Here is a 26,046-nt window from a genome sequence, read left to right on the forward strand (position 1 = left end):
CTAAACTCTTTGCCTGATAAACAGCAGCGTTTGTATTATAATAAGATTGTCATATTATAATAGGAAGAAGGGATAAACATGGAAGATAAAATTTTACAGGGGAAATCTATAAAGTGGTGGAAAGAGCAGTTCCCATTGATGGATAATATCATCTCCACAAAAGAGGTTTTCTGGGCAAATCCAAAGGCTAAAAAGTTCCTGGATGCTGTGAAGAATATTTCGCTTAATGAAGAAGACGTGAAGGATGCAGAAAAAAGACTTGAAAGATTTGCAGCCTATGTGTCAAAAGTCTTTCCGGAAACTCGAAAAACTAGAGGCATTATAGAGTCACCTGTTGTAAAAATACCTGCTATGCAGAAAAAGATGGAGGAAATGTCCGGCGGGAAGATACAGGGTCAGTTGATAATGAAGTGTGATAATGATCTTGCTATTTCAGGTTCCATCAAGGCCAGAGGAGGTATTTATGAAGTATTAAAGCATGCAGAAGATCTGGCAATGAGAAATAATATGTTAAAAGAGAGCGATGACTATTCAATTATTGACAGTGATAAATTCAGAGAATTTTTTTCCAGATACTCTATTGCAGTGGCGTCAACGGGCAATTTAGGTCTTAGTATTGGCATAATGAGTGCAAAATTGGGATTTAGGGTGTATGTACACATGTCTGCTGATGCAAGGCAGTGGAAGAAAGATCTCCTGAGAAGCAAGGGTGTTACTGTAATTGAGTATAAAGAGGACTACAGTAAAGCCATAGTAGAAGCTAGAAGGCAAGCTTCACTGGATCCAAATATGTATTTCGTGGATGACGAGAATTCCACCAATTTATTTTTGGGATATGCAGTGGCAGCTTATAGGTTAAGAGATCAGCTGAAAAAAATACATATTACAGTTGACGAAAATCATCCATTGTTTGTTTATCTTCCCTGTGGAGTTGGAGGTGGACCCGGGGGAGTTGCCTTTGGAATGAAATTGGTTTTCAGGGATAATGTCCATTGCTTTTTTGCAGAACCAACTCATTCACCCTGTATGCTCCTCGGGCTTATGACCGGACTTCATGATAAAATCTGTGTTCAGGACTTTGGTATTGATGGAATTACCGAGGCAGATGGACTTGCGGTTGGAAGGGCGTCAAAATTTGTGGGGAAAACTCTTGAAGAATTGATAAGCGGTTGTTATACGGTAGAAGATGAAAAATTATACATGCTTTTGAGCGCACTTATAGATTCGGAAAATATTTTGCTGGAACCTTCAGCTCTGGCTGGAGTTTCGGGACCTCTTCAATTATTTAAGGACGAAGCAGGTAAAAAATATATGGAGGATAATGCTCTGAAAGATAAGATGAAAGGTTCCTGTCATATTGCATGGGCCACAGGGGGAAGTATGGTTCCAGAGGAAGTGATGAATTCCTATTATAAAACAGGAAAGGATATTTTACTAAATAGGAAGTTTTCGGATAACTAGTTTAAAATAGTCCATGGATAGCTTCCTATCTGTTCCATGGACTGCTGTCTTTTACTCTATGTTCTCGATTTTTACGTAATATTGTCCCTCAGGTGATTTTACGGCAACGCTGTCACCTGTGACATGTTTATATATTGCAGCTCCCAGGGGGGATTCTATACTTATTTTATTTTTCATAGGATCTGCCTCTATGGTAGTTACTATTTTGAATTTTTCAATTTCATTATCGCCGGAGAATTTTAAATGTACCGTTTTGCCGAGCCCCACCTGGTTTTTTGAGGTGGTATCTTTTATGAGCTTTGAAGTTCTTATCATTTTTTCCAGATACCTTATTCTGCTTTCATTGTGGGCTCTATCCCTTTTGGCAGCCTTGTATTCAAAATTTTCACTTAGATCTCCCTGGGCCCGGGCTTCCTTTAAATCTTCGTTTATCTTGTGTCTTACCACCACTTTTCTGTGTTCAATTTCCTCCTTTAATTTATCTATAGCTTCCCTGGTAAGATAATTGTACATAGTTATAAACACCTTCTTAAATAATTACTTAATATAGATAATAACATTTTTGTAATGACATTTCTATTGTGTTTTTCAAATTTTGATGGTATTTTATTAGTAGAATCTTAACTACATAGAGAAAGAGGAAGTATAATTTATGAAATTGATGATAAAGAAAATAAATCCAGAAGCTAAAATTCCATTTTATGCCCATAGCGGGGATGCAGGCCTTGATCTGTTTTCAGTGCAAAAAATACTTATAAGGCCAATGGAGAGAAAACTTGTATCTACGGGAATAAAAATTCAACTGCCTGCAAATACTGAAGCTCAGGTGAGACCCAGGAGTGGACTTGCTTTGAAATATGGAATTACTCTGTTGAATTCACCGGGAACTGTAGACGAGGGTTACCGGGGTGAGATAAAAGTGCTTATGATAAATCTGGGAGAAGAGCCTTTTTTGGTGGAAAAGGGAATGAAAATCGCCCAGATGGTGGTGAAACCCGTAGAACAGGTATCTGTGGAAGAAGTGGATAGATTAAGTGATACGGACAGAGGCCAGGAGGGATTTGGGTCCACGGGGATGAAATAAAAAAGTTCAAATCCACTGGGTTTTCCCCCAGGAAACTATTTCGGATAAAGACTCCTTCAGGGATTTTAGGACTACATTGGCCACCATTTCTCCCATTAATACATGTTTCCCGCAGTAATCTATTTTTTGGCCTGTACCTGTAAAAACTACACAGGAGTCTGTGCCTGTTCCCGTGGCAATTTTTTTGCTTACAGGACTCAGTATATTGAAATCCTGCATTATGCAGGCCTTGGCTTCTGTAATGATCATAAGGGCTTCTACCATGGCAGACTTTGACAGCCTTGCGTTTGTGCCTAAAATTATATTTATGGTACCGGGTTTAAGATTGTTGGAATTAAGGCTTTTCCAGTCAGCAGTGTCTCCCGCCCTTCGTGCATTGGATACTCCCATGGTAATAAAGCTCTGTACTATTACACTGTCCTTAACAGCACGGCTGCTTCTAAAAGATTTCATATTGGCAGCAGTCATCATTCCAACGGATTTGCCCCTCCATTTTTTTGACTCTATATATTCCTTGATGGTAATTTCAGGAGAGGGGAAGGTTTTATGACTGTCTGAGTTCTTATTTTGACGGACTTTCATATTTACTATATTGCTGGCATTGGTAAAGCCGCCATTCAATATAGCAGAACTCAATATTTCCACTGGTTTTAAAAATTCAATATGAACATGATTTTCAGTTACTTCTAATTTGGCATCGTTGAAATTTAGATTTTCATTTAAACTTATCAATTGTTTGTGTCCTCTCTATGTAAAATTAAAAGTCTGCCCTCTGTGATCTATGACAAGACATTTTGTAGAAGAATGTTTTACAAGCTCCGCGAATTTTTTGGTTATATAGTTGCTGTTCCAAAAGTGCATGGGTATGAAGAACTCAGGATGAATTTCATTTATAAAATATTCTCCTCCTGAACAATAGTATTCTTCCAGCCTTGGGTCCACGGGGAAAAATGCAAAATCTATGGTTTCTCCCTTTATTTTTTTTATCTCTGCCTTGAAATTTTTTTCAGCAGCTATTTGTTCTACTTCGGTGTCTTCCTTCCAGCGCCATAAATTTAAATCACCGGCGTGAAATATAGTGATCCCCTCTACTTTTATCAAAAATGAAATACCTATGTCTGTAGAACCATAAGTTTTTATATGCACATCTCCTAAATTTACGCTTTCATAGGGAGACAGCCTGTAATAATTTTTAGGGGGATTTTTGATTTTTATATCACTGCTCAATATGTATTTTATATAAGGGTTTATTTTCTGCCATTTTAATATTGCAGGATTAAAGTGATCCGGGTGCTTATGAGAGCAGAAAACCAATATGTTCTTCCTGCCTTTTATGAGTTCTTCTGAAATAAAACCGTTTTCTAAAGTGTGTTTACGGGGGTCAGAGGAAGTCATATAGTAATCAAATATAAAAAAATTCAGTGGAGTTTCTATGGCGAAACTGCTGTGGTATAGATAATGGATTTTAATATTGTATTTTTTCATGTATTTCACCTACTTTATAATTTAAATTATTTTCATTATAGCACAAGAAAAAGCAATTTTTACAATTTAGTTAACATATGTGAGAATATAGGATATAATTGTATGGAGAATATGGTAATTACAAATATGAAGGGATGATGGATAATGAAATTTGTATTTGATCACAACAACATAAATGTGTTTGACTTGGATAAAAGTATAAAATTTTATAAAAAGGCTCTTGGTTTTAAAGAAATCAGAAGAAAAGAAGCAGAGGATAAAAGTTTTACGCTGGTTTTTATGGGAGATGGAGAAAAAGATTACAAAATAGAGCTCACCTGGCTTAAAGACAGAAAGGAGCCTTATAATTTAGGGGATAATGAAGTTCACATGGCAGTTAGAACAGACGATTTTAAGGCTGCCCATGAGTATCATAAAAAGATGGGCTGTATATGCTATGAAAATAAGAAAATGGGCCTTTATTTTATATCAGATCCTGACGGATACTGGACAGAAATTTTACCTCTTGAACATTAAAAATTGTAAATTTGTAAAATATTTATTCGAAAATTTATGGTAAATAAGAATTATGTTGAATAAGACCTTCCCTCTGGGACATAATTATAGAAAAACTAACAGGGAGGTAAAGGTGTTGAATAGTGTTACTCTTATTGGAAGACTTACCAAGGATGCAGAGATTATTAAGATGGAAAACAATGTAAGAAGTGTAATTAAATTTGTCTTAGCTGTTAACAAGGATTTTGTAAACAGCAGCGGTGAAAGGGAAGCAGATTTTATTCCAATTTCCTATTGGACTAACAAGGGAGAAAAATTGTATCCCTATTTGAAAAAGGGAAGGCTGTTAGGTGTTAATGGCAGGATAAGCACTAAGAACTATGTAAAGGATGGAGTAAAGAAGTTCTCCACTATTGTGGAGGCAGACAAGATTCAGTTCCTAGAGTATAAAGAGGAAGCTTTAGCTTGATTTGAAATTATACTTGTAGGTCTGTTTGAAATTGTTTGAGTTTAAGTTAAGAGGATACGACATATAAGCCTGTCAAGGCAGGCTTATATCACTATTAATTGATATAAGCACTTTTAGCTTTAAAATAAGTGTACTAGCTATTGAATCAGGTGATTCTTGAGGACAGTTCCTTTGACATTATATTACTTCAGTTGGTAAAATATAAGGTAGGATAATTTAAGGAAGGATGGGAGTTTTTATGGGAAGTGACAAGTCGGAGAAAATACTTATTAATAAGAATTGTATAGATATGTTGATTTCGGGATTGAAAAATATAAAGATAAGCAGCAGGGAAAAGTCCATAAAAAAAGAAGCAGAGAAAATGTTGAATTTAATAGAAGAAGAACTTTACAAAAGAAATATTTCCCTTAAACAGAAGATACTTGAAAAGATGAAGGAAACCAAAAGTACAGATCCAAATATGAATGCCAATTTATATATATTATATCGCAATTTAGATAGTGGACAGATAAGTGAGGAACAGGCACTGGAATTATTTAAGATGTATGTAAAAATGGAACCCTATGACAGAACTATATAGGACATGCAATCCATAGTGAAGTTGTCCATAAAAAATTATGATTTAAAGTAGTTGTATAATTCATATTGAAATTTCCACTAAAGCATTTTATAGGAGCTTTCGATAATAATATTGTGTAATATTGTTGTGTGGGCAATGAAAAGAGGAGTGGGGTTTTTATGAGAATAAGCTATAACATGCCGGCATTGACTTTGAATTTTCTTCAAAACCAGGCTTTAAAGAGACAAAGCGGAAATTTAATTAGAATATCCGGCGGCCTTAAATTAAACAGTGCCAAGGACAATCCCAGCGGAATGGTACAGAGCCAGAATATTAAATTGCAGATAGGCGGGCTTCAAACTGCAGCTAGAAATGTACAGGATGGCGTGAGCATGCTTCAGACTGCAGAAGGAGGGCTTCAGGAGATCACGAGTATGATTCAGAGAATAAGACAGCTTACACTGCAGGCGGGCAATGGGACGACTACTCCATCGGACAGAAGTGTGATACAAAATGAAATAGATCAGCTGCTGGATGGAATAAGTTCTATGGCGGATCAGACGGAATTCAACGGATTGAAGCTGCTGGGACAAAATGAAGAGGATAAGGTCTTAAGTATGCAAATAGGGGCCAATGCGGGAGAAAGTGCAGACATACCACAGCTGGATTTGACAAATAGTGAACAGAGCGATATATCGGAGTTGTACCTTATTAAAAGTGGTAATGATGAAGATAAAAGTAAAGATGTATTGGATGGTAATGTAGATGATGCTCTTACTGCGATAGACAGTACTTTAAATAAGGTCATTTCTTACAGGAGCAAATATGGTGCACTGGAAAATAAATTTGAATCCAATTATTATAACATGCAGGAGTTAACAGATCGGATGATTGATGCAGACAGCAGTTTAAGTGATGCTGATATAGCGGAAGAAATAGTAGGTTACTCAAAGGAATCTATAATTGTGCAGGCATCCAATGCCATGATTGCACAAGCCAATGAACTTCCGCAGGATGTACTTAAAATACTGGAGAATACCCGAAAATAATTTTTTACAGCGGGGAACTACCTAAATATAGAGTTTATCTATGTTTAAGTAGTTCCCTGATGTTTTTTGCTGAAAACAATGTGAATTTTTATATGAAATAACGCAAATATAACATATCTGTAACATGAATATTGGAAAATAAATAATATACTATGTATTTATGTATGCTATTAATGGCAGAAAAGAAAATATTTTCATAAAAATTGTATTATAATATCGTAATTTCTTGTTTTTGATTAAAATTTATATTAATTAGAAAAAATTTCATATAATTGTAGCATTAACATATAATTTTGTGGTAATATAAGTTATATTGAATGTGATTTTAATCAAAAATAAAATGTGATTAAATATATTTCCTTTTTGGAAAATTTGTAAATGAAAATATATACAATTATATAGAATAATGGAAATGGAGGGATAATAATTGAACATATCTCAGTTGCCTAATGACGAATTAGTGTATACTCTGCTGCAGAAAGGATTGGATGCATCCCAGGCCAGGAGCAGCGCAACAGCCGAAAATATATCCAATATAAATACCAAGGGGTATAAAAGGAAATATGTCACTTTTGAAGAAAATTTAAAAAAAAGTATGGATGATTTGGAACTTAAGACAGATGATGAAAAACACATGAAAATAGACAGTGATTATGGCTCCGTTGAGTTGGAAACAGACAATAGTACCAGCATGCGGGAAGACGGAAATAATGTGGACATAGACAATGAGATGGTAAATCAGTCAGCTAATGCTCTCATGTACAATGCACTTGTAACACAGATAAACAGCAGACTGGCCATGAAGCGGTATGTAATAGATGGAAGATAGGGGTGATAATTGTGATTGAAGCTTTTAATACAATGAGAATAAGTGCCAGCGGACTTTCAGCAGAGAGACTAAGAATGGATACCATAGCTTCCAATATGGCCAATGTAGAGACTACTAGAGGAGCTGATGGACAACCATATAGAAGGAAAGTAGCGGTTTTTCAGGAAAATTTACAGAGTGAATTAAATAAAAATGGACAATATGAAGATATACCCAGAGGTGTTAAAGCTGTGGGAGTAGTTGATGATCCTTCACCATTTAAGAGGGTATATGATCCTACTAATCCAGATGCAGATGCTGATGGTTATGTGTCCATGCCTAACGTAAATATATTAAATGAAATGGCCGACATGATGGTGGCTACCAGATCCTATGAAGCAAATGTAAGTGCCATTGATGCGGAAAAGAGCATGTTTTCGAAAGCTCTGGAAATAGGAAAATAGAAAAGGGGATAAGTACATATGAGAATAAATGAATATGTGCCTGACAGCAGTGTATTTGATTTTAACAAGTCTGTTCAGGACAGCAATCTAAACGGCAATAATACAGTAGTTAATAATCTTAATAACGCCATATCAGAAGATGGCAAAGTAGATGGAAGTACAGATGAAAATGACAGCAGTATATCCGATTTTGCGTCAATGCTGAAAAATGAGCTGGATGAGGTAAATGACCAGCAGGTGCAGGCGGATAACAGCACCAAAGAGCTTATAGAAGGTGACAGAACGGATATACACAATGTAATGCTGGATACGGAACAAGCTAAGATGTCGCTGGAATTGGCGGTGCAAATCAGGAATAAACTTGTAGATGCATACCAGGAATTGAATAGAACACAGTTGTAGAAGGAGTGCTAATGGATGGGTAAGCTATCGCAATTTTTTAAGAATTTAATAGATAAATGGAAAAATTTGAGTAGAAATAAAAAGATAGCTTTTGGAGTCATAGCTGTGGGAATTATAGCGGCGATTATATTTGGAGGAATGTCCTTGGGAAAGAAAAAATATGCAGTGCTTTTTTCAAATATGAATGAAACTGATTCAGCAGCAGTGTATAAAAAACTCCAAGATGATAAAGTAGATGTCAAAGTAGAGGGAAATTCAATTCTGGTACCTAAAGATGAGGTAGACAGTGATAGGATGAAGGTGCTTTCAGAAGTACAGCTCACCAATGGAAGCCAGGGCTTTGAGCTGTTTGATAAAAGTAATTTGGGCACTACAGATGCAGAGATAAAGGTGAACTATCAGAGAGCTCTCCAGGGAGAACTGGAGAGGACTATAAAATCTCTTCCGCAGGTTGAAGATGCCAGGGTGCATCTTGTACTTCCAGATGACACTGAATTTGTAAAAGATACTCAGCCCGGAAGTGCTTCTATAACTTTGAAGCTGAAGTCCGGACAAAAATTGAGCCAGGATCAGGTAAAGGCTTTGGTTGCACTTATATCAGGCGGTGTGAAAAATATACCTAAGGAAAATGTTCAGGTTATAGATGACAAGATGCAGCTTTTGTCCAAGGATCTATATCAAGATGAAGGCACTGGTACTGAAGACAGCACCGTTCCTGCAGAAAAACAGCAGCAGCTTCAGCAGCAGTATGAAAAAGATCTTGAGAAGAGGCTTTTAAGTATGCTGGAAACCGTATATGGCAAAGGTAAGGTTCAGGTGAGAGTAAATGCGGACCTGGATTTTGATGCTGTACAGCAGGACGCCACGACTTACGATCCCAATAGAAGAGCAGTGGTAAGTGAACATACGATAAACAGCACAAATGCCGGGGGTACAAATAATGCAGGTGCCAGCCCCGTGGACAATAATATGAGCAATACCACGACTACTACTGGAAATAATGGAAATTCAACCTACAATGAGGCCACTAGAAATTATGATGTATCCAAATCAGAGCAAAAAACTGTAAAAGCTCCTGGAAGTGTAAGGAGGCTTACAGCTTCTGTGGCATTGGATGGAAATGTAGATGATGCTACTAGGAATTCCATAAGAAATCTTGCAGTTTCTTCCATAGGTTATGATGCAAACAGGGGAGACACCATAAATGTAGAGGGTATACCTTTTGATACCACTGCCCAGGACAATGCGAAGAAAGATATGGATGCCATGGATAAGGCAGAGCAGCTGGCAAAGAGAAACAGGCTGATTGCAATTATAGGCGGTATTGCAGCAGCAGTGATTGCCACTGTAGTTGGAGTTATACTCTGGAGAAGAAAACATGAGGAGGAAGATTTGTTTGATGAGGAAATGGAGCCTCAGGGTATAGATGCAGTTGTAGGAGATGAAACCCAGGTTAAAGAGAAGCCTAAATTTAAACCTGTAGAACTTGAATCGGAAAATGAAGATACTCACGTTGAAAATGAAATAAAGAAATACGCTAAAGATAAGCCTGATCAAGTTGCAGACATAATAAAATCATGGTTAGCAGAAGATGAGAGGTGATAAGAATGGCTAGGGACAATCAAAAATTAACTGGAGTACAGAAGGCTGCCATATTATTTATAACTCTTGGACCAGAAGCAGCTGCAGGTATAATTAAAAGACTGCCGGAAGCCGAGATACAGAAGATAACTTATGAAATAGCCAATATAAGTTCAGTGAAATCGGATCAGAAAAAGGAAATACTTCAGGAATTCGTACAGATGAATAAAGCCAAGGATTATCTATTGGAAGGCGGCATAGAGTATGCCAGAAATCTTTTGTCAAAGGCCCTTGGAACTCAGAGGGCAGTTGAAATACTGGATAAAGTTACAGAGGCGACGCAGCAGTTCAGACCCTTTGCCATAGCTAGGAAGGCAGATGCTCACCAGCTTTTGAATATAATATCAGATGAGCACCCGCAGACCATAGCGCTTATACTCTGTTATCTTCAGCCTGACAAAGCCGGGCAGATACTTTCAGCACTTCCTGAAAATGTTCAGGCTGAGGTATCCTATAGAATTGCTACAATGAGCACTACTTCCCACAGGGTTGTAAAAGAAATAGAAAAAGTACTTGATGACAAATTATCTTCCGTAGTTAAGTCTGATATGAGAGTAATTGGTGGTGTCCAGACCATTGTGGATATATTGAATCAGGTGGACAGGGCTACGGAGAAAAATATTACAGAGGGATTGGAGAAGGAAGATGCAGAACTGGCAGAAAAAGTCAAAGAGTCCATGTTCGTATTCGAGGATATTGTCACTCTGGATGATGTATCCATTCAGAGAGTACTCAGAGAGGTGGACTCAAAGGATCTTTCACTTGCACTTAAAGGATGCTCTGAAGAGGTGGCTGAGTGTATTTTCAGGAACCAGTCCAAGAGGGCTTCCGCAGCACTGAAGGAAGATATAGAATTCCTGGGACCTGTAAGACTTATGGATGTGGAAAAGGCCCAGCAGGGTATTGTGAATATTATAAGAAGGTTGGATGAAGCCGGAGAAATAGTTATGGCGAGAGGTGGAGAAGATGCGATCATCATATAAGATTATAAAAGGTGACAGCATAAATAAAGATGGTACTCACGATATAGTTACGGTATTTAAAAAACAACCTCCTCCTAAAAGGAAGAACAATGTCGATTCACCTGAAGGTAATTATGACAGTCTGATACAAACCATGTTGAAAGGTGCGGCCGAAGAAAGAGAGAAAATACTTTCTAAAGCCAGTGTTGAAGCTGAGGAAATCAAAAAAAAGGCCTATGATGCTGCCAGTAAAAAGGGATATGAGGACGGCAGAAAAAGGGGGCAGGAGAAAGGCTTCAAAAGTGCTTATGATGAAGGATATGTGAAAAATATAGAAAAGGCTAAAATTGAAGGCGAAGATATAAGAAAGAAGGCAGATGCTGTCTTAAAAGCTGCTGTAGAGGAAAAAAACAGATATTTGACGGAAAAAGAAGAGGAAATCAAAAAATTTGTAATAAATACTGTGGAGAATATTTTAAAAGAAGAGATTAAAAACAAGGACAGTTTGAATCAGATGGTGTTTAATGCACTTTCACAGGTTAAGAATTCTAAAACTTTCATCATAAAGAGCAGAGAGAAATACTGCTGTGAATTTAAGAAGCAGGTTGATCTGTGGAGAGAGCAATTGCCTTTTAAGGGGGATATATTCATAATACCGGATGAGTCTCTGGAAGAGGGCAGTGTAGTTATAGAAAGAGATAATGGGAAAATTGTGCTGTCCGTGGACATAGCTGTGAAGAAATTGAGGAAAATATTTGAGGGCGTCAATTAGCAGATTTTTTGCCATAAGGGTGATGATTTAGTGATAAATTTAAACTTTCAGGAATTGAATAGAAAAATAAGCGAGGCCAATTTTTCCTACCAGGAGGGAACTGTAAAAAAAGTAATAGGACTTACTATAGAGGTTCAGGGAATAAAGGCCTTCATAGGAGAAGTATGTACTATATATAATGAAGAAAATCATAAAATTGTATGCGAAGTTGTGGGCTTTAAAGAAGATGACATAATACTCATGCCCCTGGGGGAGCTTACTGGAATTTCCACAGGATGCAGAGTGGTTCCTGAAAGAAGGCATCTAAATGTTGAATGTTCAGAGGAACTTTTCGGAAAAGTTTTGGACGGACTTGGCAATCCTCTTCAGGGAGATCCGTTGAAATCCGGCAGTTTCTACGAACTGGATGCGGAACCGCCGGATCCGCTGAAGCGGAGAAGAATCAGCAGTGCCATTTCTACAGGTATACGTGCCATAGATGGTTTTTTGACCTGCGGAGAAGGTCAGAGAATTGGTATATTTGCAGGAAGTGGGGTCGGTAAAAGTACAACTCTTGGCATGATTGCAAGATATGCTGAAGCAGATGTGAATGTAATAGCACTTATAGGTGAGAGAGGAAGAGAAGTAAGGGATTTTATAGAAAAGGACCTTGGGGAAAGTGGATTGAAAAAATCCGTCATAGTATGTGCAACTTCTGATAAGCCTGCACTTGTCAGGCTGAAAGGAGCTTTTACCGCAACTGCCATTGCAGAGTATTTCAGGGATAAGGGAAAAAAAGTGATACTCATGATGGATTCTGTAACCAGGTTCGCCATGGCACAGAGAGAAATAGGACTAGCTGTTGGAGAACCTCCTGCTACAAAGGGGTATACTCCTTCAGTATTTGCAAAGCTCCCAAGGCTTATGGAGAGAGCGGGAATGTCAGATAAAGGATCTATAACTGCATTTTATACTGTTCTGGTGGATGGTGACGATCTGAATGAGCCCATTGCAGATGCGGTCAGAAGTATATTGGATGGACATATAGTGCTGTCAAGGACTCTTGCCAATAAAAATCATTATCCTGCTATAGACATACTTGCCAGCATAAGCAGGCTCATGCCTGAAGTAACCACCGAGGAGCACAGGAAAAGTGCATCTTTTGCAAGAGATATGTTATCTACATACAGGAATTCAGAAGATCTTATAAATATAGGTGCCTATGTGAAGGGCAACAACAAGAAGGTTGATACGGCCATAAGATATTATGATGATATAGTTGATTATTTGAAGCAGAAAATGGATGAACACTCTACTTTAGAGGAAAGTGTAGACAGATTGAAGAACATGTTTGACTAAAATCAGGGAGGAAAAGCCAATGAAGTACAATTTTAAACTGCAGAAACTCTTGGATATGAGAATTGATAGAGAAGATAAAAGTAAAATAGAATTTCAAAAGGCTCAAAGTGAAAAGCTGAAGGTAAAAGAGAAGCTTACCCAGATGGAGGAAAAATATAATGAGTATAAAAACAGACCTCTCCCCACATCAGCCATAGAGCAGAAGATAACGCATATCTATATAAATGCCCTGGACTATAACATAAATGAAACCTCCCAGGAACTCAGCAAAAAAGAAAAGATTGTAGAGGGAAAAAGGGAAGAGCTGAAGCAGAGACAGATTGACAGAAAAACTGTGGAAACATTAAAGGACAAGGGATACAGAAACTTCGTCAAGGAACAGAATAGAATAGAGCAGAAGTTGAACGATGAATTTGCCCTCTATGGATTTATTAGAAATTTAGGTACAAGGTAATGATTTGATTAAAGATTGTTATTTTGGAGTACATATGCAGGAAAGGAGGTGAATACAAAGTGGCTAACATAAATGCTGCAGCATCTGTAAATGCCGCGGATGTTCTAAACAACACAGCATCAAATGTTTCCGGAGACAGGACAAATGTGAAAAATTCCGGTGATTTCAAAAATACATTAAAAGATGCCTTTAAGGATGTCTCAAAATCCGATAATTCAAATGAAAATGTAAAAGCAAGTAGAACATCAGAAGACAGTGTTACAGTTAATGACAGCAGCAAAGATCAAAATTTAGATGAAAAACTGAAAGGGCAGCTGGAAAAGGCAGGTTTCAGTCAGGAGGAAATAGAGAAGATAGAAGATGAAATTAAGCAGGAAGATGTAGATCCCAAAAATTTGTCTTATATACTCAATATGTTGTTTTCCTATAATGGTAATTTGAATGACAGTGAACTGATGGATAAAATAAGTGATCTTCTAAGTGACAACATAAGCAGTGATATTTTGAAAAACCTTCAGGCTATAATATCGGACAATACAGCTGGGAGCAAAAATATCATAGATAAAATAGTGGAAAAAAATATAGACGGACTTGCAGATATTCTGCAGAAACTTGGAATCAGCGGGGAGTTCAGTGAAAAATTGGAAGCAGGTATTTTATCCAAAGTATCCCAGGGAGCAAATCTGGAGCAGAACATATACAACAAGATAAAAAGCGAGATAAATTCTGCCCTGGCTGCACAGATGCGCACAGATACTACAGGAGAGAGCTTAAATGCCGGTTTGGCCGGAACTAGGATGCAGGATATTATCCAGAATGGACAGTCAAATATGGACAATAGTACGGTATCTTCTCAAAATGACCAGTTGAGTACGAATAATAACCTGATATCTTCTAAAGACGGAAACGTGTCCCAGAATAATTCTGATAAATCCAGTGACAAGGGCAGTGGAAATCTCACCGGTAGTGGAGATGAAATATTGAAGAAAATAATAGAAGGCGGAGATGGAGACAAGATCTCCAAAGCTGCCAATTTTATGACACAATTCTCAAACATAAACGGAGACAACACTGTAGAAAATCTGAAAAATCTGGTCATAAACAAAAATTCCTTTACTTCTGATATCATAAAAACTTTAAAATACATGGATCTCAACAATGTGAAGCAGCTGACAGTAAAGGTAAATCCCAGGGAACTGGGGGAAATCACCATAAATCTGGTTATGGAAGCTGGCAAAATGAAAGCAGCTATCACAGCCTCCAATCAGGATACCTACAATCTTTTGAATTACAATCTACAGGATTTATCAAACAAAATTCAGGGCAATGATATAAGAGTTCAAAGCTTTTCCCTGAATCTTTACAACGAGGACACTACCTATTTCAGGGATGAAAGCAGAAAAGGACAGCAGAACAAGGGAAACGGCAGTGGAAAGAATATGACCGTTGACAGTATATCCGGGGAAGAAGCCCCCCAGGAGGACTATTATGAGGAAAACAATGTAAATATACTGGCTTAATTTGGAGAGGAGGTAATTATTATGGCTATATCGGTTGATAATAGCTTGAATCGAAATTATAATATGGCTGCTGCAGCTGCAGATCAGAATGCTGTAAATACAAATGAAACAACTGATTCATCCAGTGACGATGACACTACCATCGGTGATTTTTACAGTGATCCTACCAGAACTGAAAGGGGAACTAAAATAGTAAAGGCCAATGGTGACATAGATAAGAACATGTTCCTTAAAATACTGGCAGCGGAACTTTCAAATCAGGATCCTACAAGCAGCGATTCCCAGAGCGGAACGGAGTATGTCAGCCAGCTGGCACAGTTTTCATCTCTGGAGCAGATGACCAATTTAAACAGCAGCAATAAATTGAATTCAGCCAATTCACTTGTGAATAAATATGTCACCTTCAGCGATCTGGATTCCAATGGAAGCAATTATAACGGCCAGGTGGTGGGAGTCCTAAAAAATGGCGATGACATAACACTGAACACACTTATAGGCCAGGATGCGGACGGCAATGGCATATACAAGGATTTTGACATAGACGATGTGATTAGAATCGATGATCTGGGAGATGCTTTTGATCCAACTACGAATAATATGATGCTTTTAAATGCAACCTCACTTATAGGCAAAAAAGTTGATATAGATGAAAAAGATGAAGATGGAAATGACTACAGCGGTGTAGTCCAGTCCGTATCCAGGGGAACCGGCGGAATAGTTATAAAGGTGCAAATTGGGGACAATGAAACCAAGGACTTTTATTTTGATCAGGTTTCCAGGGTAGAGAATTCATAAAGTGCAGGTGTGATGAAACCATGGGATATAGAGTCGTAAATGGCAAGCTGCATTTTACACAGGATATAGCTGCAGCATACGGCATTCAAGACAGTACGAATAATGTGGAGAACAGCCGCCAGAGGGAAATATCCTTCAAGGATACCTTGAAGACTGAGATAGACAAGGCCAATAGTTTTACTATATCAAATCATGCTGCAGAGAGGCTTAAAAGCAGGAACATAGTGTTAAGTGAAAAGGACATGAAAAACATAAACTCCGCCATAAACAGGGCGGATGACAGAGGGTGCAGGGAATCCGCGCTTCTCTACAAGGATACGGTGCTCATCACTTCCATAAAAAACAGGACTGTGATTACAGCACTGAACAAGAATGCGGACAATGACAGCGTATTTACCAACATAGACAGCATGGTGATAGTGTAATTATTTCAAATATAATTGATTTTCGGTGAAACCGAAAATCCTCATTAATTGTCAATTGTCAATTGTTAATTGTTAATTGTTAATTGTTAATTAAAAAAAAGCTGGCCGGACCACAAGGTGGAAGCCAGGTCCTGCGGAATGAAAGAAACAGGACAAAAAATATCAAATATAATTGATTTTCGGCAGCAGCCGAAAATCCTCATTAATTGTGAATTTAAAAAAATTGGAGGGAAATATATGTTACCATCATTGTACTCGGGAATAAGCGGCCTCAGGGCCAACCAGCAGAAATTGAACGTAGTTGCAAACAACATAGCAAACTCCACTACCACGGGATTCAAATCCCAGAGTATGAACTTTCAGGATACCATAAGCCAGACACTTTCGGACCCAAGTGCCCCCAGCAACAGCATAGGCGGTGTCAACGGAAAGCAGAGCGGCCTTGGAGTGAAAGTGGCAGGCATAAGCACGGATTTTACAACAGGAAGCGTAGGAACCACCAACAGAATTCTGGATTTTATGATAGACGGACCGGGATATTTTGTAGTGGGAACTGGTGCTTTGGGAGATAATTCTGATGATACAGGAATATCAATTGATGATACTACAAATGCCTTAGGTGGTACAGGTGGCAGTACAGATATGAGTACTGATTACACAAGAGATGGTGCCTTTTTCCTGGATACCCAGGGAAATCTTCTCACTGTGGATGGTCACAGGGTTATGGGATATGTGTTTACAGGATCTGATGCAGATGGTAATGCAGTTACACAACCAATCATAACATATACAAATGAATCAGATGAACAAAATAAAATAAAGTTTGTAAATGCCAATGCTGATGTAACAGTAGAGGATGGAAAATTGGTGCCATTATCAATTCCTGATACCGTAGGAGATTCAAAAGTAAAATCTTTTTCCGTGGGAAAGGACGGCTATATAACCGCACAGCTGGCAGATGGAACTACGGCGGCACTGGGTCAGATAGCCATGGTATCCTTCCAGAATGAGGGAGGGCTTGTAAAGGAGGGTGGAAATCTCTACACCACCTCTGCCAACTCGGGACAGCCTATAGTGAGAAGCGGAAAAGGAGCAGATAACGACAATAGCGGCAGTTATGGAAACATGATTCAGGGTGCCCTGGAGATGTCCAATGTGGATCTGGCACAGCAGTTCACGGACATGATAATAGCCACCAGGGCCTTTCAGGCAAACGGCAAGATAATAACCACAGACGACGAGATACTCCAGGATCTGGTCAACCTGAAGAGATAACAGATTGATTTAAATATCAAATATGGTTGATTTTCGGCATCTGCCGAAAATCTTCCTTAATTGTAAACTGTACATTGCCAATTGTGCATTGTAAAAAAGGTATTACATATTTCTGCAGCCATAACAAATTATAGAAATCATCCCGGGTTATTCTGGCAAATTCATTATTGTATCTTGTGCCCGATGATGGTAAAATTCTAACAGAACCAGCACGAGGCAGGGCAAATATCAAAGTTCAGATATCAAATATTGTTGATTTTCGGTGTAGCCGAAAATCCTCATCAATTGTGCATTGAAATGTGAACTGTGAATTGAATAAGGAGGTTTCTATGATAAAACTTACGGGATTAAATGACAGGGAATTTGTTATAAATGCAGATCATATAGAAAAATTGACGGAAACTCCCCAGAGTGTGATAACTCTTACAAACGGGAACAAATATGTGGTGAAGGAATCCAATGATGAGATAATAAGAAAGGTTATAGAGTACAAGAGAAAAATATACAGGGGAGATTTTAAATAGTGTTTCAATAGCTTATACATAATATTTTGAAAGGAGAGAGTGTGATGGAAAATGGAGTGGAAAAAAAGAGTGGAATAAACTTCAAGATAGTTTTGATAACTCTTTTGTTTTTGGCTGCTATAGGTGCAGGAGCTTATTTTGGATACAACAAGTTTTTAAAGGGCAGCAGCAAAAGTCCAAATGTAGTTGCACAGAACAACAGCTCATCGGTTCAAACCCAGCAGACATCCAGCCAGGGAAACAGCAGCAGTTCAAGTTATCTGCAGCAGGTTGTAGCCAAATATACTTTTGACTTAGGTGATTTTACAGTAAATCTGGCAGATGAAGGCGGGAAAAACTACTTGAAAATAAGTGCATATCTCGGATATGACGATAAAAAGTTAAATGAAGAGCTTACAGACAAGAAGCCTATGATAAGGGATGCTGTCATAGATATTCTGAGGACCAAAAAGGTGTCCGATATAAACCCCAAGTATATGGACAATATAAAAATGCAGATTATCCAGAAAATAAACCCCATGCTGGAAAATGGAAGATTGAATAATGTATATTTTGACGATATACTCACCCAGTAAAAGTATATGATTTGGCAGTTTTGTATAAATCCCATTGGAAAGGTTGAAATTTAAATGGACTTACAATTTTGGTGGATGCTGTTTAAAGTGATTTTGTCACTGCTCTTTATAGTTTTCCTCATATATATTTTTGCCAGGTACGGAGGACAAAAATTCAAGAGTATTCAGGGCAGCAGATATATAAATATACTTGAGAGAACTCAGCTTTCCAAAGAAAATAGCTTGTTTGTAATAAAAATCGGTGAAAAAGGATATGTGATTTCGTCTTCAAATGGAAAAGTTGAAATAATCTGTGAGCTGCCGGAGAAAGAATTGTCAAAAGTTGAAAGTATGAAAAATGTCTACGAATATAAAAATTTAGGGGATTTATATAGGAAAACCGGCCTGCAGGATTTGGTGAACAAAGTCGGCCGCAGTATTTCAGCTAAAAAACTTAAAGTGAAAAAGGAAGATAGAGATGAGCGTTAAGCACAGCAAAAGCATTATAGTTATTTCATTTTTAATATTTGTTTTTATTGTTCTGGCAGGTTTTAGAGCACATGCAGCCCCTACTGATTTCCCAATACCAAATGTGAATGTTTCTGTAGACAATGCTTCCACGCCCCAGCAGTATGTGGGCAGTATAAAACTGCTTATAGTGCTTACCATTTTGACACTGCTTCCTTCATTTGTAATGATGATGACAAGCTTTGTGAGAATAATAGTTGTATTTGGATTCTTGAGAAGTGCCATGGGAACACAGCAGTCTCCTCCAAATCAGGTATTGATAGGACTTGCGCTTTTTATGACGGTATTTATAATGCTTCCCGTTTATGGAAAAATAAATTCTACAGCCATACAGCCTTACTTAAACAATAAAATAACCCAGGAACAGGCTATAGAAACGGGGGCAAAACCACTGAGGGAATTCATGCTGAGGCAGACAAGACAAAAGGATCTGAAGCTTTTTGTGGACAATGCCAAGCTCAATTATAAGGTTACGAAAGACAATGCACCTCTTTATGTGGTGATTCCAGCTTATATGATAAGTGAGCTGAAAACCGCTTTCCAAATAGGTTTTCTGCTGTACATACCGTTTATGATAATAGATCTGGTGGTATCAAGTGTGCTCATGTCAATGGGGATGTTCATGCTTCCTCCTGTTATGATATCACTGCCTTTTAAACTGCTTTTGTTTGTCATGGTAGATGGCTGGTATCTGCTGGTGAAATCTTTGATTATAAGTTTTTCGTGAGGTGAATTTGAATGAGTGAAAATATGGTAGTGGGTATCATAAAAGATGCAATACAGACGGGACTTTTGATTTCAGCTCCAATTTTAATAGTTTCAGTACTGGTGGGACTTATAATAAGTATATTTCAGGCTACTACACAGATACAGGAACAGACACTTACCTTTGTGCCTAAACTTATTGCCATTGCCATAGTGGGACTTTTTACCGGAGTTTGGATGCTCCACCAGATGGTTAGTTTTACTGAAAGAATTTTTACATACATAGCACATATAACCCAGTGATCAGTTAATAGTTAAGAGTGTATAGTTTATAGTTACGGAGTGGATTAGTTTGATAAATACACTGTATTTTACGGCTTTAGTACTTGTTAGTATTAGAATGTTCTGTTTCTTCATGATGGTTCCCATATTTTTTCCCAATGGTACTCCCAATACGGTTAAAGTGGGATTGACACTGGTTATGGCATACATACTTTTACCGGGTATAGATTATTCTACTGTGAATAACATAAACAGTACTATTCCGTTTATATACAATTGTATAAATGAAGCCGCGGCAGGCCTCACCCTGGGTTTTATGGTGAGCTTGTGTTTTACGGCATTTAGAATTGCCGGCAGTTACATGGATTTACAGGTGGGACTTTCCATGATGAGTATGTTTGATCCCAATTCCGAAAGTACCTCCACTCTTCTGGAACGTCTTATGTACTGGCTCGGTATGGTGGTTTTTCTGGCAGTGGATGGCCATCATATGCTTATAAAATCCCTGCTGGAAGGTTTCAGCACCATAAAACTTGGAAGTTTTTTATTGACACAGGGATCCATCAATATTGTAATAAAAGCTTTCATAACATATTTTTCCATAGCAGTGAAAATAGCAGTTCCCATACTCATCATAATGCTGGTGGTTAATTTGACTATGGCTCTCATAGCAAGGACTGTACCGCAGCTTAACATAATGATACTGGGGCTCCCAATACAGATATTAGTCGGCATGGCTTCCTTTTGCTTTGCACTCCCTATATTTTTGAATATTATGGAAAAGACTTTTTATGCCATACCGGATTCCATAAGGGGATTTTATCATACTCTGCCGCTGCTTATAATATTTGCCTCCGATGACAAGACGGAGGAAGCCACTCCCAGAAAGAAAAGTGATGCAAGAAAAAAGGGACAGGTTGCTAAAAGTAAGGAAGTGGCTCTAGCACTGACTCTTTTAGCTTCCACGATAGCTATACTTGTCTTTGGAGGATATATAGGTTCCCAGATGAAAGATACCATGGTGGCATTTTTAAATAATTATCTGTTGACTTCCTTAAATTATGGAAGTGTCCAGAAAATAGCTTTTATAACTGTATGGAGACTGGCACTTATATTTTTACCCATAGCTCTGCCAATATTACTCATGGGAGTTTTGGCAAATTTACTGCAGACCAGGGGGCTTGTGACGGCCCAGACGCTGAAACCTGATTTCTCGAAATTGAATCCCATAAATGGGTTTAAGAGAATGTTCTCCATGAGAGCTGTAATGGAACTTTTTAAGGATACCCTGGTAATTGTAATAGTTGGAATTATAGGATATAAATTTATAAAAGACAATTACATGTATATAATGACACTGAGCAGTTTGAATTTTGAGAGCGTGATCAAGGCACTGTCAAAACTTACTGTGAACATATTTTTTAGGATAACTATAATAATGCTTGCCATAGCTATTATAGATTACATATTTCAAAATTTTCAGTACAACAAGGATCTTAAGATGTCAAAACAGGAGGTAAAAGAGGAGTACAAGCAGGATGAAGGAGATCCCCAGATTAAGAGCAAGATAAAACAAAAACAGAGAGAAATAGGCATGAGAAGAATGATGCAGGAAGTTCCAAAGGCAACAGTTGTAGTTACGAATCCTACCCATGTAGCAGTGGCCCTCAAATATGAAGACGGCAAAAACAGTGCTCCGGTGGTAGTGGCAAAAGGACTGGATGCAGTGGCTTTTAGAATAAAAAAGATGGCTGTGGAAAATGATGTGCCTGTGATCGAAAACCGTCCTCTTGCAAGGCTCCTATATGATGAAGTGGATATTGACAGGGAAATTCCTGTAGAAATGTACCAGGCAGTAGCGGAGATATTGGCACTGGTTTACAAGATGAGGTGATATTTTGGAAAGAAGCAGAAACAGGTTTAAACTGAAAGACAATGTGGATATACTCATGGCACTTTTGATCGTAATGGTAGTCTTTATGATCATAATTCCACTTCCGGCAAAATTACTGGATATATTCATTGCATTTAATATAACGCTGTCCATAGTTATAATACTTTTGACTATGTTTACTACGGAAGTACTTCAATTTTCAGTATTTCCCACATTGCTTTTGATAACTACACTTTTCAGACTGGCACTGAATATTTCTTCTGTAAGGCTGATACTCAGGGATGCCTATGCAGGGGAAGTTATAAATTCTTTCGGAGAGTTTGTAGTTGGCGGAAGTTATATAGTTGGAGTAATAATATTTTTGATAATAATCATCATACAGTTTATTGTAATAACCAATGGTGCCAACAGAGTGGCAGAGGTATCTGCCAGATTCACGCTGGATGCAATGCCTGGAAAACAGATGAGTATTGATGCGGATTTGAATTCAGGTTTGATAGACGAAAAGGGAGCCAGAGACAAGAGAGCAAAACTTCAAAGGGAGGCGGACTTCTATGGAGCCATGGATGGAGCTTCTAAATTTGTAAAAGGAGATGCCATAGCTGCTCTGGTAATTGTAGTTATAAATATAATAGCTGGTATAATCACAGGTATAGTTGTGAAGGGCATGGATGCCTCCCAGGCTGCCCAGACTTATACTAAGCTGACCATAGGAGATGGACTCGTGTCTCAGATTCCGGCACTTCTCATTTCTACAGCTTCAGGTATACTTGTAACCCGTTCTGGAAGTGATGAGGATTTTGGAACCATGGCTGTAAAGCAGCTGCTTAGTTTTCCCAAAGTAATAGCCATAGCCGGTGCCGTACTGCTTTTCCTTTCCATGATACCCGGTCTTCCACATATGGCATTTTTAATACTTGCAGCAGCTTGTATTATAGCAGCCTACCTGCTGCACAAAGATGAAAAGCAGCAGCTCGTACAACAGGAGGCAATGCAGAGTCAGGAAATGACTGAAATAGAAAATAAGGAACCGGAAAATGTTATGAATCTAATATCCGTGGAACCTATGGAGATAGAGATAGGTTACGGGCTGATACCACTGGCTGACGAAAGCTCGGGAGGTGATCTTCTCCAGAGAATAACTTCAGTTAGAAGGCAGTGTGCAATTGAAATGGGAATAGTAGTACAGCCAATTAGAATCAGGGATAATCTGCAGCTTAAGACAAATGATTATGTGATAAAGATAAGGGGTACTGTAGTAGCTAAAGGTGAGCTCATGCCAAATATGCTGTTGTGCATGGATCCCACTAATTCAAACAGTGATATCCAGGGCATAAGTACTACTGAACCTTCCTTTGGACTTCCAGCTATCTGGATAAACAAGGATCAGAGGGAAGAGGCTGAAATAAAAGGACTGACTGTAGTGGATCCTACTACGGTACTGGTGACGCACCTTACGGAAACCATCAAGAATCATTCTTATGAACTCATGGGAAGGCAGGAAGTTAAACTCATACTGGATTCCGTTAAGGAAAAATATCCTACTGTAGTTGAAGAACTCATACCGGATCTACTGACCATAGGAGAAGTTCAAAAAGTGCTGCAGAACCTTTTGAGAGAGAGAGTATCTATAAAGGATATGGTTACCATTCTGGAATCCCTTGCGGATAATTCCAGAAATACAAAGGACATAGAGCTTTTAACGGAATATGTACGCTTTGCACTGGGAAGAAGCATATGTAATTCACTTATAGATGATAAGGGGGCAATTTCTGTAATTACATTGTCCCAGGATCTGGAGAAATTGATAGGAAGCAATATTCAAAAGTCCATGCAGGGATCTTTTCCTGCGGTGGATCCGGATACTACAAGCAGGATATTGAAATCCCTCAGAAAAATGCTGGATTCAGTTTATTTTTATGAAAATCAACCTGTAGTTTTGGTTTCGCCTAAAATAAGGGCACCTTTTAGAAGATTAATTGAGATGGTATTTCCAGCAGTGAACGTACTGTCATTGAATGAAATACCAAATGATGTGGAGATAAAGACTGAAGGGGTGGTTTCAATATAATGATTGTTAAAAAATATAAGGCCAACAGCATGAATGAAGCTATTACCAGGATTAAATATGAGCTGGGCAGCGAGGCTGTTATAATAAGTCAGAGAAAGATAAGGAAAAAAGGCATATTGGGATTTTTCTCCAAAAAAATTCTAGAAGTAACTGCTGCTGTGGACAATAGAAAAAAAGAAGATAATATGAATTACGGTATTAAAACCATAAAGAGAATATTGAATAATGGAATAAGAAATGAAGAATCTGAAAATAGCAGTTTGAAACAGAACTCCAGCATGACAGGAGGTGTCTATGAAGACAGTATAGTAGAAAAAAATAATGATGCACTGGTAAAAGAAGTGCATCAGATGAAGGGCATGCTGGATAAAATGATGAATAACCCTTATGGAAATATCGGCAAAAGTGAACTTCAGGTAAAACTTGAAAACAGTGATTTAAATGAAAATGTAATAAAGAAGATATTGAGCAGCATAAATATTATGGAAGATGATAGAAAAGATGAGGAAAAATTAAAAGAAGTAGTACAGAATATGATAAAAGTGGATAGTGGAAAGCTTTCCCGTGCAGTGGTGTTAATAGGACCTACTGGTGTTGGAAAGACCACCACTATTGCTAAACTTGCAGGCAGAATGGCCCTTATTGAAAAGAAGAAAATTGGACTTATAACAATAGATACGTACAGAATAGGGGCTGTGGAACAGCTTAGAACTTATGCGGATATAATGAATATACCCTTCAAAGTAGTACTTACCATGAAGGATATGGAGAAAGCCATCGAAGACATGGGAGACTGCGATGCTATTTTAATAGATACTACGGGAAGAAACAGCAAAAATAAAATGCAGATATCGGAGCTGAGGGCATTTATAGATAAAGTCAAAACAGATAATATACATTTAGTGATAAGCTGTACTACTAAAAACAGGGACATAGATGCCATAGTGAGCGGCTATAGACAATTGAAATATAATTATGTAATAATCACAAAATTGGATGAAACTTGTACTTATGGCTCAATATTAAATATTCTGCAGTCTGCTAAAAAGCCTATAAGTTTTGTAACTACAGGCCAGAATGTACCTGAGGATATAAAATCTATGAGTTCTGAAGAATTGACGAAGTTGGTATTGGGAGAGGATATCATATGCTAGACCAGGCTGAAAAATTGAGGAGACTGGCTTCAAAAGGCAAAGAGGTAAAAAAAGATTTTTCCCAGTGTGCTGCAAAACCTACAATAATAACAGTTACCTCCGGTAAAGGAGGAGTGGGTAAAAGTAATTTTGTGGTTAATACAGCCATAGCACTGCAGAAGATGAAAAAAAAAGTTCTTATACTGGATGCAGATATGGGCATGGGAAATGATCATGTGCTTATGGGATTTTTACCGAGATACAGTGTGTATGATGTGATCTTTGGAAATAAGAAAATAGATGAAATTATTGTAACAGGGCCCTTTGGAGTGAAATTGCTTCCCGGAGGAACGGGAATATCAAAGATTGAGGAGATAACAAAATCACAGAGAGAGAATTTTATAGAGAAGTTGTCTTTATTAGGTGATTTGGATTATATAATACTGGATACAGGAGCAGGTATAAACAGAGATGTGCTTGGGTTTATCGCTTGCTGCGAAGAGGTTATTGTGATTACTACACCGGAACCTACATCTCTTACGGATGCATATAGCCTGGTTAAAGCTGTAGATCATTTTAAATTGAAGAGTTCAGTAAAAATCGTTATAAATAAGGTCATGAACATTGAAGAGGGCAAAAAAACCTTTAATAAATTTAACAGTGTAGTGAACAAGTTTCTAAATATTTATACTGAATATCTTGGAAGCATGTCAGAGGATAAAAGGCTTATACAGGCAGTTAGGCAGCAAACTCCATTTTTGATAAGCTATCCTAATTCGAAGATTTCCAGAGAGGTGAATTTTATAGCAAATAGGCTGATTGGAGTTAAAACAGATGACGGGGGAAAGGGTATCCAGGACTTATTTAAGAGAATTTTTGATATTTTTTCGTAGAAAG

30 protein-coding genes are annotated in these 26,046 nt (G+C 37.9%); 27 read left to right on the forward strand and 3 right to left on the reverse strand.

Annotated elements, in window-relative coordinates; genetic code table 11:
• Positions 1 to 78: 78 nt before the first annotated feature.
• On the forward strand, positions 79 to 1,461 hold the full coding sequence (locus LN736_RS03660) for a D-serine ammonia-lyase (RefSeq protein WP_229980876.1): 1,383 nt from the start codon (positions 79 to 81) through the stop codon (positions 1,459 to 1,461).
• A 51-nt stretch (positions 1,462 to 1,512) separates the two neighbouring features.
• On the opposite strand, the gene greA is transcribed toward LN736_RS03660, so the two are convergent.
• Complete coding sequence (greA, locus tag LN736_RS03665; RefSeq protein ID WP_150356345.1) at positions 1,513 to 1,974, reverse strand: transcription elongation factor GreA; 462 nt, start codon at positions 1,972 to 1,974, stop codon at positions 1,513 to 1,515.
• A 139-nt stretch (positions 1,975 to 2,113) separates the two neighbouring features.
• Here greA and dut point away from each other — a divergent pair, with 139 nt between their 5' ends.
• A complete protein-coding gene (gene dut / locus LN736_RS03670; RefSeq protein WP_150356346.1) occupies positions 2,114 to 2,545 on the forward strand; it encodes a dUTP diphosphatase in 432 nt (143 codons plus the stop codon).
• Between the two features lie 6 nt (positions 2,546 to 2,551).
• On the opposite strand, the gene LN736_RS03675 is transcribed toward dut, so the two are convergent.
• Together LN736_RS03675 and LN736_RS03680 are read right to left on the reverse strand one after the other, a co-directional pair.
• Complete coding sequence (locus LN736_RS03675; RefSeq protein ID WP_229980877.1) at positions 2,552 to 3,277, reverse strand: adenosylcobinamide amidohydrolase; 726 nt, start codon at positions 3,275 to 3,277, stop codon at positions 2,552 to 2,554.
• 15 nt (positions 3,278 to 3,292) lie between these two features.
• Positions 3,293 to 4,030, reverse strand: a complete 738-nt coding sequence (locus LN736_RS03680; RefSeq protein WP_229980878.1) for an MBL fold metallo-hydrolase — start codon at positions 4,028 to 4,030, stop codon at positions 3,293 to 3,295.
• A 144-nt stretch (positions 4,031 to 4,174) separates the two neighbouring features.
• Here LN736_RS03680 and LN736_RS03685 point away from each other — a divergent pair, with 144 nt between their 5' ends.
• The 25 genes from LN736_RS03685 to LN736_RS03805 all read left to right on the forward strand — a co-directional run bounded on the left by LN736_RS03685 (position 4,175) and on the right by LN736_RS03805 (position 26,042).
• On the forward strand, positions 4,175 to 4,546 hold the full coding sequence (locus LN736_RS03685; protein ID WP_150356349.1) for a VOC family protein: 372 nt from the start codon (positions 4,175 to 4,177) through the stop codon (positions 4,544 to 4,546).
• 112 nt (positions 4,547 to 4,658) lie between these two features.
• The gene (locus LN736_RS03690) at positions 4,659 to 4,994 is read left to right on the forward strand and encodes a single-stranded DNA-binding protein (protein ID WP_229980880.1); all 336 of its coding nucleotides are present in this window, start codon (positions 4,659 to 4,661) and stop codon (positions 4,992 to 4,994) included.
• Between the two features lie 238 nt (positions 4,995 to 5,232).
• The gene (locus LN736_RS03695; protein ID WP_150356351.1) at positions 5,233 to 5,574 is read left to right on the forward strand and encodes a hypothetical protein; all 342 of its coding nucleotides are present in this window, start codon (positions 5,233 to 5,235) and stop codon (positions 5,572 to 5,574) included.
• Between the two features lie 158 nt (positions 5,575 to 5,732).
• Positions 5,733 to 6,602 carry a flagellin N-terminal helical domain-containing protein gene (locus LN736_RS03700; RefSeq protein WP_179977090.1) on the forward strand — a complete coding sequence of 290 codons (870 nt, stop codon included), beginning with the start codon at positions 5,733 to 5,735 and terminating at the stop codon, positions 6,600 to 6,602.
• A 427-nt stretch (positions 6,603 to 7,029) separates the two neighbouring features.
• Positions 7,030 to 7,431, forward strand: a complete 402-nt coding sequence (gene flgB, locus LN736_RS03705; protein WP_150356353.1) for a flagellar basal body rod protein FlgB — start codon at positions 7,030 to 7,032, stop codon at positions 7,429 to 7,431.
• Positions 7,432 to 7,442: 11 nt separating this feature from the next.
• Entirely contained in the window at positions 7,443 to 7,874 is a 432-nt protein-coding gene (gene flgC, locus LN736_RS03710; RefSeq protein ID WP_150356354.1) for a flagellar basal body rod protein FlgC, read from the forward strand.
• An 18-nt stretch (positions 7,875 to 7,892) separates the two neighbouring features.
• Positions 7,893 to 8,276: a flagellar hook-basal body complex protein FliE gene (gene fliE / locus LN736_RS03715; RefSeq protein WP_150356355.1), complete on the forward strand. Its 384-nt coding sequence runs from the start codon at positions 7,893 to 7,895 to the stop codon at positions 8,274 to 8,276.
• Positions 8,277 to 8,291: 15 nt separating this feature from the next.
• Positions 8,292 to 9,878 carry a flagellar basal-body MS-ring/collar protein FliF gene (fliF, locus tag LN736_RS03720; protein ID WP_179977091.1) on the forward strand — a complete coding sequence of 529 codons (1,587 nt, stop codon included), beginning with the start codon at positions 8,292 to 8,294 and terminating at the stop codon, positions 9,876 to 9,878.
• A 5-nt stretch (positions 9,879 to 9,883) separates the two neighbouring features.
• Positions 9,884 to 10,900, forward strand: coding sequence for a flagellar motor switch protein FliG (gene fliG, locus LN736_RS03725; RefSeq protein WP_150356357.1), 1,017 nt, complete (start codon positions 9,884 to 9,886; stop codon positions 10,898 to 10,900).
• Complete coding sequence (locus LN736_RS03730; protein ID WP_179977092.1) at positions 10,884 to 11,651, forward strand: FliH/SctL family protein; 768 nt, start codon at positions 10,884 to 10,886, stop codon at positions 11,649 to 11,651. Before fliG ends, LN736_RS03730 begins: the two co-directional genes overlap by 17 nt.
• Before the next feature lie 30 nt (positions 11,652 to 11,681).
• Positions 11,682 to 12,989, forward strand: a complete 1,308-nt coding sequence (fliI, locus tag LN736_RS03735) for a flagellar protein export ATPase FliI (protein ID WP_179977093.1) — start codon at positions 11,682 to 11,684, stop codon at positions 12,987 to 12,989.
• Between the two features lie 19 nt (positions 12,990 to 13,008).
• Positions 13,009 to 13,443 carry a flagellar export protein FliJ gene (gene fliJ / locus LN736_RS03740; RefSeq protein ID WP_150356360.1) on the forward strand — a complete coding sequence of 145 codons (435 nt, stop codon included), beginning with the start codon at positions 13,009 to 13,011 and terminating at the stop codon, positions 13,441 to 13,443.
• A gap of 59 nt (positions 13,444 to 13,502) precedes the next feature.
• A complete protein-coding gene (locus LN736_RS19090; protein WP_179977094.1) occupies positions 13,503 to 14,963 on the forward strand; it encodes a flagellar hook-length control protein FliK in 1,461 nt (486 codons plus the stop codon).
• A 21-nt stretch (positions 14,964 to 14,984) separates the two neighbouring features.
• On the forward strand, positions 14,985 to 15,758 hold the full coding sequence (locus tag LN736_RS03750; RefSeq protein WP_229980882.1) for a flagellar hook assembly protein FlgD: 774 nt from the start codon (positions 14,985 to 14,987) through the stop codon (positions 15,756 to 15,758).
• Positions 15,759 to 15,778: 20 nt separating this feature from the next.
• Entirely contained in the window at positions 15,779 to 16,183 is a 405-nt protein-coding gene (locus LN736_RS03755; RefSeq protein WP_150356363.1) for a TIGR02530 family flagellar biosynthesis protein, read from the forward strand.
• A 237-nt stretch (positions 16,184 to 16,420) separates the two neighbouring features.
• A complete protein-coding gene (locus LN736_RS03760; protein WP_229980884.1) occupies positions 16,421 to 17,458 on the forward strand; it encodes a flagellar hook-basal body complex protein in 1,038 nt (345 codons plus the stop codon).
• 329 nt (positions 17,459 to 17,787) lie between these two features.
• Positions 17,788 to 17,982 carry a flagellar FlbD family protein gene (locus LN736_RS03765; protein WP_150356365.1) on the forward strand — a complete coding sequence of 65 codons (195 nt, stop codon included), beginning with the start codon at positions 17,788 to 17,790 and terminating at the stop codon, positions 17,980 to 17,982.
• Between the two features lie 44 nt (positions 17,983 to 18,026).
• Positions 18,027 to 18,557 (forward strand): flagellar basal body-associated FliL family protein, encoded by a 531-nt coding sequence (locus tag LN736_RS03770; protein ID WP_229980886.1) that lies wholly within the window; start codon positions 18,027 to 18,029, stop codon positions 18,555 to 18,557.
• A gap of 54 nt (positions 18,558 to 18,611) precedes the next feature.
• Positions 18,612 to 19,025: a flagellar biosynthetic protein FliO gene (gene fliO, locus LN736_RS03775; protein ID WP_179977098.1), complete on the forward strand. Its 414-nt coding sequence runs from the start codon at positions 18,612 to 18,614 to the stop codon at positions 19,023 to 19,025.
• Positions 19,015 to 19,791 carry a flagellar type III secretion system pore protein FliP gene (fliP, locus tag LN736_RS03780; RefSeq protein ID WP_150356368.1) on the forward strand — a complete coding sequence of 259 codons (777 nt, stop codon included), beginning with the start codon at positions 19,015 to 19,017 and terminating at the stop codon, positions 19,789 to 19,791. The genes fliO and fliP overlap by 11 nt, the downstream gene beginning before the upstream one ends.
• Positions 19,792 to 19,802: 11 nt before the next feature.
• A complete protein-coding gene (fliQ, locus tag LN736_RS03785) occupies positions 19,803 to 20,072 on the forward strand; it encodes a flagellar biosynthesis protein FliQ (RefSeq protein ID WP_150356369.1) in 270 nt (89 codons plus the stop codon).
• Positions 20,073 to 20,121: 49 nt separating this feature from the next.
• Positions 20,122 to 21,945 (forward strand): fused FliR family export protein/FlhB family type III secretion system protein, encoded by a 1,824-nt coding sequence (locus LN736_RS03790; RefSeq protein ID WP_229980888.1) that lies wholly within the window; start codon positions 20,122 to 20,124, stop codon positions 21,943 to 21,945.
• Between the two features lie 4 nt (positions 21,946 to 21,949).
• On the forward strand, positions 21,950 to 24,016 hold the full coding sequence (gene flhA / locus LN736_RS03795) for a flagellar biosynthesis protein FlhA (RefSeq protein ID WP_150356371.1): 2,067 nt from the start codon (positions 21,950 to 21,952) through the stop codon (positions 24,014 to 24,016).
• Entirely contained in the window at positions 24,016 to 25,170 is a 1,155-nt protein-coding gene (flhF, locus tag LN736_RS03800) for a flagellar biosynthesis protein FlhF (RefSeq protein ID WP_150356372.1), read from the forward strand. The genes flhA and flhF overlap by 1 nt, the downstream gene beginning before the upstream one ends.
• A complete protein-coding gene (locus LN736_RS03805; protein WP_229980890.1) occupies positions 25,164 to 26,042 on the forward strand; it encodes a MinD/ParA family protein in 879 nt (292 codons plus the stop codon). The genes flhF and LN736_RS03805 overlap by 7 nt, the downstream gene beginning before the upstream one ends.
• Positions 26,043 to 26,046 lie beyond the last annotated feature (4 nt).

Origin of the sequence: Clostridium aromativorans, from assembly GCF_020908015.1 — a bacterium.
GTDB classification, from domain to species: Bacteria; Bacillota; Clostridia; order Clostridiales; family Clostridiaceae; genus Clostridium_B; species Clostridium_B aromativorans.

What these genes read in the sequence shown, in the direction of transcription:
- fliE (WP_150356355.1), top strand. Translation starts at nt 7,893, where the DNA reads ATGAGAATAAATGAATATGTGCCTGACAGCAGTGTATTTGATTTTAAC.
- LN736_RS03765 (WP_150356365.1), top strand. Translation starts at nt 17,788, where the DNA reads ATGATAAAACTTACGGGATTAAATGACAGGGAATTTGTTATAAATGCA.
- fliJ (WP_150356360.1), top strand. Translation starts at nt 13,009, where the DNA reads ATGAAGTACAATTTTAAACTGCAGAAACTCTTGGATATGAGAATTGAT.
- LN736_RS03760 (WP_229980884.1), top strand. Translation starts at nt 16,421, where the DNA reads ATGTTACCATCATTGTACTCGGGAATAAGCGGCCTCAGGGCCAACCAG.
- fliQ (WP_150356369.1), top strand. Translation starts at nt 19,803, where the DNA reads ATGAGTGAAAATATGGTAGTGGGTATCATAAAAGATGCAATACAGACG.
- LN736_RS03695 (WP_150356351.1), top strand. Translation starts at nt 5,233, where the DNA reads ATGGGAAGTGACAAGTCGGAGAAAATACTTATTAATAAGAATTGTATA.
- LN736_RS03660 (WP_229980876.1), top strand. Translation starts at nt 79, where the DNA reads ATGGAAGATAAAATTTTACAGGGGAAATCTATAAAGTGGTGGAAAGAG.
- flhF (WP_150356372.1), top strand. Translation starts at nt 24,016, where the DNA reads ATGATTGTTAAAAAATATAAGGCCAACAGCATGAATGAAGCTATTACC.
- LN736_RS03730 (WP_179977092.1), top strand. Translation starts at nt 10,884, where the DNA reads ATGCGATCATCATATAAGATTATAAAAGGTGACAGCATAAATAAAGAT.
- fliG (WP_150356357.1), top strand. Translation starts at nt 9,884, where the DNA reads ATGGCTAGGGACAATCAAAAATTAACTGGAGTACAGAAGGCTGCCATA.
- LN736_RS03770 (WP_229980886.1), top strand. Translation starts at nt 18,027, where the DNA reads ATGGAAAATGGAGTGGAAAAAAAGAGTGGAATAAACTTCAAGATAGTT.
- fliO (WP_179977098.1), top strand. Translation starts at nt 18,612, where the DNA reads ATGGACTTACAATTTTGGTGGATGCTGTTTAAAGTGATTTTGTCACTG.
- LN736_RS03750 (WP_229980882.1), top strand. Translation starts at nt 14,985, where the DNA reads ATGGCTATATCGGTTGATAATAGCTTGAATCGAAATTATAATATGGCT.
- fliP (WP_150356368.1), top strand. Translation starts at nt 19,015, where the DNA reads ATGAGCGTTAAGCACAGCAAAAGCATTATAGTTATTTCATTTTTAATA.
- fliF (WP_179977091.1), top strand. Translation starts at nt 8,292, where the DNA reads ATGGGTAAGCTATCGCAATTTTTTAAGAATTTAATAGATAAATGGAAA.
- greA (WP_150356345.1), bottom strand. Translation starts at nt 1,974, where the DNA reads ATGTACAATTATCTTACCAGGGAAGCTATAGATAAATTAAAGGAGGAA.
- LN736_RS03805 (WP_229980890.1), top strand. Translation starts at nt 25,164, where the DNA reads ATGCTAGACCAGGCTGAAAAATTGAGGAGACTGGCTTCAAAAGGCAAA.
- LN736_RS03700 (WP_179977090.1), top strand. Translation starts at nt 5,733, where the DNA reads ATGAGAATAAGCTATAACATGCCGGCATTGACTTTGAATTTTCTTCAA.
- LN736_RS03680 (WP_229980878.1), bottom strand. Translation starts at nt 4,030, where the DNA reads ATGAAAAAATACAATATTAAAATCCATTATCTATACCACAGCAGTTTC.
- LN736_RS03755 (WP_150356363.1), top strand. Translation starts at nt 15,779, where the DNA reads ATGGGATATAGAGTCGTAAATGGCAAGCTGCATTTTACACAGGATATA.
- dut (WP_150356346.1), top strand. Translation starts at nt 2,114, where the DNA reads ATGAAATTGATGATAAAGAAAATAAATCCAGAAGCTAAAATTCCATTT.
- LN736_RS03685 (WP_150356349.1), top strand. Translation starts at nt 4,175, where the DNA reads ATGAAATTTGTATTTGATCACAACAACATAAATGTGTTTGACTTGGAT.